This is a genomic window from Mycobacterium sp. PS03-16 (assembly GCF_004570325.1).
Taxonomy (GTDB): domain Bacteria; phylum Actinomycetota; class Actinomycetes; order Mycobacteriales; family Mycobacteriaceae; genus Mycobacterium.
The window spans coordinates 1-4248 of record NZ_SPQO01000069.1 but is presented as its reverse complement, the minus strand read 5'-3'; the positions used below and the strand labels follow the sequence as shown (position 1 = coordinate 4248).

Genomic DNA, 4248 nt, shown 5'->3' with positions numbered 1-4248 from the left:
CCGCACCGCCGCCGCCACCACCGGCCGCACCGGCCCCGCCTCCGGGTCCGCCGCCGGGTGAGCCGGTTCCGCCACCGCCCCCCGGGCCGTAACCGCGTGGCCGTGCGGATGAGCGCGGAGCGGTTCGACGAGTTGGTGTCCGATGCGCTCGATCTCATCCCGGCCGAACTGACCGCCGCGCTCGACAACGTGGTGGTGCTGGTCGAGGACCGGCACCCCGAAGAGCCGGACCTGCTCGGCCTCTACGAGGGCATCGCGCTCACCGAACGCGACCACACCTACGCCGGCTCGCTGCCGGACGCGATCTTCATCTACCGCCACGCGCTGCTCGAGATCTGCGACAGCGAGGACGACGTGGTGCAGGAGGTGGCGATCACCGTGATCCACGAGATCGCCCACCACTTCGGCATCGACGACGCCCGGCTGCACGAACTCGGCTGGGCGTGAGCGCGGCAACCACGGATTGTCGGCCCGCAGTGCTATGAACGGCCCATGAGCATCCAGTGCCGGGAGTGTCGGGCCGGTCTGGAGCATTGCCACGGCACTGTCATCCACCACGCCCGCCTGCGCTCCGAATGCACCGAGGACGGCTGCACCACCCCCGAGGTGGTGCACACGTTCAGCATCGACTGCGAGGCCGTGGGCTGCGCCTGCGGCCAGACGATCGTCGTCGCGGTGACCGGCTGAGGTCCACCACAATGTGGCCGGTCAGCCCATCGGGTCCGCGGACTCCAGCGCCTCCTGCACCGGGTCGACGCCCGGCTCCGGATAGAACGGCGGCGTGAGTGTGCCCCACTGCACGCAGCTCCACCGGCCGTCGGTGATCGGCGCGAGCACCACCGACTCGGTGTTGGCCAGGTGGTGGTCGAGCGCGAAGCTGCCGTCGACCCCGGCCAGCACGGCGGCCACCAACCGGATCGCCGCGCCGTGGCTGACCACCACGATGTCGCTGTGCCACGCGGCGTCGTCGAGATAGCGCATCCGCAGCTGGGTGAGCACCGGCACGTACCGGTCCAGCACCTCGTTGCCGCTCTCCCCGCCGGGCATCGGCGCGTCGAGATCGCCTTCGTGCCAGCGCTGGTAGATCGATTCGAACTGGGTGATCGCCTCGTCGTCGCTGCGCAGCTCGAGGTCGCCGACCTGCACCTCGTGCAGCCCGTCGAACTCCTGCGGTTGCAGGCCGGTGTGCGCGGCGACCTCGGCGGCGGTCTGCGCCGCGCGCCGCGCCACCGAGTGCGCGAGCATCGCCGGCGGATGGGCCAGCCCGCGGGCGAATGCGCGGGCCTGGTCGCGGCCGAGGTCGGTGAGGTCCGCGCCGGGCGGGCGGGTGTCGAGCCTGCGCTCGACGTTGGAATGCGTCTGGCCGTGGCGCACCAGCACCAGCCGCCCGCTCATCGCTGCCCCTCCGGTTCGGTCGGTGCGCCCTCGCGCAGACATGTCAGCCAGCGGGACGCCTCGTCGCTTCGCGGTGGCACCGCACCGGCGGCCGACCCGGTCGGCCAGGAACCCAGATATCGCACATCTGGACAACGACGGTGGAGCGCTTTGAGTGCCTCGGCGACGGGTTCGTCGTCGAGATGCCCGATGAAATCGAGGAAGTGCAGGTAGGTGCCCAGTTCCGTGCGAGTGGGCCGGGATTCGATCCGGGTGAGGTCGATGTCGCGGATCGACAGCTCGGTCATCGCCGCGACCAGCGAGCCGGGCACGTTGTCCAACCGCAGCACCACCGAGGTGCGGTCGGCGCCGGTGCGGGCCGGCGGCGGGGCGGGCCGGCCGGCGAGGACGAAGCGGGTGCGGGCGTTGGCCTCGTCGACGACGCCGTCGGCCAGCGTGGGCAGCCCGAACCGCTGCGCGGCCAGCGCGGTGCTCACCCCGGCGTCGGCGCGGCCGGCGGCCACGTCCGCGGCCGCAGCGGCGTTGCTGTGGGCGGGCACGATCTGGGCGTGCGGGAGGTGCGCGTCGAGCCACCGGTGAACCTGGGCGGCCGCGACCGGGAACGCGGCCACGGTCGCGACGTCGCCCTCGTGTCCGGGACGGACGACGATGCTGAACGACACGTCGAGCGTGTGTTCGGCGAAGATCTGCAGCGGCGGGCCCGCGGCCAAACTGTCCATGGTGGCCATCACCGAACCGTCGATCGAGTTCTCGATCGGCACGCAGGCGTAGTCGGCGGCGCGGTCCCGCACCGCCGCGAGCGCCGCGGGCGTGCTGTCGGTCGGCAGCGGCGCCACTTCACCGCTGCCGGGCACCATGCCGCGCGCGGACATCTGCAGCAGGGCCGACTCGGTGAAGGTCCCCTCCGGGCCGAGGTAGGCGATGCGCGGCACCTCACAACACTATCGGCTCGCCGCGCCGGGGAAGCCTTGCGCGGACCGACGCTCCGTAGTTAGGTAAGGGTTACCTCACCTAACGGAAGGCGGTGCGATGGCAGGGACCACCCCGACGACGCCGACGACGGCCGAGCGGATTCGCAGCGCGTGCGCCAGGGGCGGCGGCGCGATGCTTGCGCTCGAAGGGCTCGACCCCGTCGCCACCCCCGTGCATCATCTGCTCGGCGACGGATCGTTCGCGGTGACCGTCCCGATGGATGGCCTGCTCGCCGCGACGGTGGCGTCGTCGGGCACCGCGGGCGTGCAGGCGGTGCTCGAGATGACCGACTACGCGCCGCTGCCGCTGCGCGAACCGGTGCGGTCGCTGGTGTGGATCCGTGGCCGCGTGCACACCGTGCCGACCGCCGACATCCCCGGCCTCCTCGATCTGATCGCCTCCGCGGAACCAAATCCCGCCCTCCTGCAGGTCAACTCCGGCGACGAATCCCGATATGCGTTGCTGCGCCTGGAGATCGAGTCCATCGTGGTGGCAGACGCGACCGGTGCGGAGTCGGTGAGCCTGGGCGCACTGCTGGCCGCCCGGCCGGATCCGTTCTGCGCCATGGAGTCCTGCTGGCTGCAGCACATGGAGTCCGCACACCAGGACGTCGTCGAGCGGCTGGCCGCGCGCCTGCCGCAGACGATGCGGCGCGGCCGGGTGCGGCCGCTGGGCCTGGACCGCTACGGCGTGCAGCTGCGCGTCGAGGACGACAACGGTGACCACGACGTGCGGCTGCCGTTCGCCCGGCCGGTCGACGACGTGACCGGCCTGAGCCAGGCGATCCGTGTGCTGATGGGCTGCCCGTTCCTCAACGGGCTGCGGGCCCGGGGGGCCGAACGCCCGGGCGGCTGACCCGCTCCCGCCACTACCCTGTTTGCGGTGACGCAGGCCCCCGACAAGCAGCCGGACGAACTGACCCGCGACCAGCGGCGCGCGCTGCGCCTCGAGATCGCGGTCGTGCTGGCCGTCACCTTCGGCCTGAGCGCGTACACCGCACTGCTGCGCCTGCTGGAGTCGGTGCTGCTCGGCCTGTCCGGCCAGGTGGTGGCGCTCAATCCGCGCCGGTCGGTCTACGACCTGATCGACCTCGGGCTCAACCTCGCCGGTGTGTTCCAGCTGCTGGCCTGGGGTGCGCTCGGCCTCTACCTGCTCTGGCGCGGCGGCCAGCGGCTGCGCGATATCGGGCTCGGACGGCCCCGCGTGCGCCCCGACCTGTGGGGCGGGCTGGGCCTGGCCGCGCTCATCGGCATCCCCGGCCTGGCGTTCTACCAGGTGGCCCGGCTGCTCGGGATCAACGCCTCGGTCGAACCGGCCGAGCTCTACGACACCTGGTGGCGCATCCCGGTACTGCTGGCGGTGTCGTTCGCCAACGGCTGGGCCGAGGAGATCATCGTGGTGGGATTCCTGCTCACCCGGCTGCGGCAGCTGCGCGTCAGCCCGGTCGTCGCGATCGTGGCGTCGAGCCTGTTACGCGGCGCCTACCACCTGTACCAGGGCTTCGGCGCCGGGCTCGGGAACATCGCGATGGGTCTGGTGTTCGGCTACGTGTGGCACCGCACCGGCCGGCTGTGGCCGCTGATCATCGCGCACGGGCTGATCGACGCCGTCGCCTTCGTCGGCTACGCGCTGCTGGCCGGACATCTGGGCTGGCTGCGGTGACCATGCCCGGTCGGGACGTACATTTCTCGATGTGAACCAGAATCGGCCGCCGGGCCCCTGGCCCGGGCCCCGTCGGCCGACCCCGCCGCGGGAACCCTCGCAGGTGATCCGCCGCGATCCCGCCCACCGGCCGCCGCCGGCGTGGCCGCCCAACCCCCCAACCCCGCGGCGCACTCCGCAGCCACCCGTACCCCCGGTCGCGCGCCCGGTGCCGCGGCC

The 4248-nt window shown here is 72.4% G+C and carries 6 protein-coding genes; 4 read left to right on the top strand and 2 right to left on the bottom strand.

Translation table 11 applies throughout. The features are described 5' to 3' along the window. Positions 1 to 96 precede the first annotated feature (96 nt). Positions 97 to 447, top strand: coding sequence for a metallopeptidase family protein (locus E4P42_RS26655; RefSeq protein ID WP_135129636.1), 351 nt, complete (start codon positions 97 to 99; stop codon positions 445 to 447). A 45-nt stretch (positions 448 to 492) separates the two neighbouring features. Then, entirely contained in the window at positions 493 to 687 is a 195-nt protein-coding gene (locus tag E4P42_RS26650) for a hypothetical protein (RefSeq protein ID WP_135129635.1), read from the top strand. Positions 688 to 708: 21 nt separating this feature from the next. Here E4P42_RS26650 and E4P42_RS26645 read toward each other — a convergent pair whose 3' ends face one another. Continuing rightward, entirely contained in the window at positions 709 to 1395 is a 687-nt protein-coding gene (locus tag E4P42_RS26645; RefSeq protein ID WP_135129634.1) for a histidine phosphatase family protein, read from the bottom strand. After that, positions 1392 to 2327, bottom strand: a complete 936-nt coding sequence (pheA, locus tag E4P42_RS26640) for a prephenate dehydratase (protein ID WP_135129633.1) — start codon at positions 2325 to 2327, stop codon at positions 1392 to 1394. Before pheA ends, E4P42_RS26645 begins: the two co-directional genes overlap by 4 nt. Before the next feature lie 97 nt (positions 2328 to 2424). On the opposite strand from pheA, the gene E4P42_RS26635 reads away from it, so the two are divergent. Together E4P42_RS26635 and E4P42_RS26630 are read left to right on the top strand one after the other, a co-directional pair. Beyond that, complete coding sequence (locus E4P42_RS26635) at positions 2425 to 3222, top strand: DUF2470 domain-containing protein (RefSeq protein WP_135129632.1); 798 nt, start codon at positions 2425 to 2427, stop codon at positions 3220 to 3222. Positions 3223 to 3249: 27 nt separating this feature from the next. Beyond that, a complete protein-coding gene (locus E4P42_RS26630; RefSeq protein ID WP_135129631.1) occupies positions 3250 to 4029 on the top strand; it encodes a CPBP family intramembrane glutamic endopeptidase in 780 nt (259 codons plus the stop codon). Positions 4030 to 4248 lie beyond the last annotated feature (219 nt).

Excerpts from the sequence above, each read along its gene's own strand:
- E4P42_RS26650 (WP_135129635.1), top strand. The coding sequence starts at position 493 with ATGAGCATCCAGTGCCGGGAGTGTCGGGCCGGTCTGGAGCATTGCCAC.
- E4P42_RS26645 (WP_135129634.1), bottom strand. The coding sequence starts at position 1,395 with ATGAGCGGGCGGCTGGTGCTGGTGCGCCACGGCCAGACGCATTCCAAC.
- E4P42_RS26635 (WP_135129632.1), top strand. The coding sequence starts at position 2,425 with ATGGCAGGGACCACCCCGACGACGCCGACGACGGCCGAGCGGATTCGC.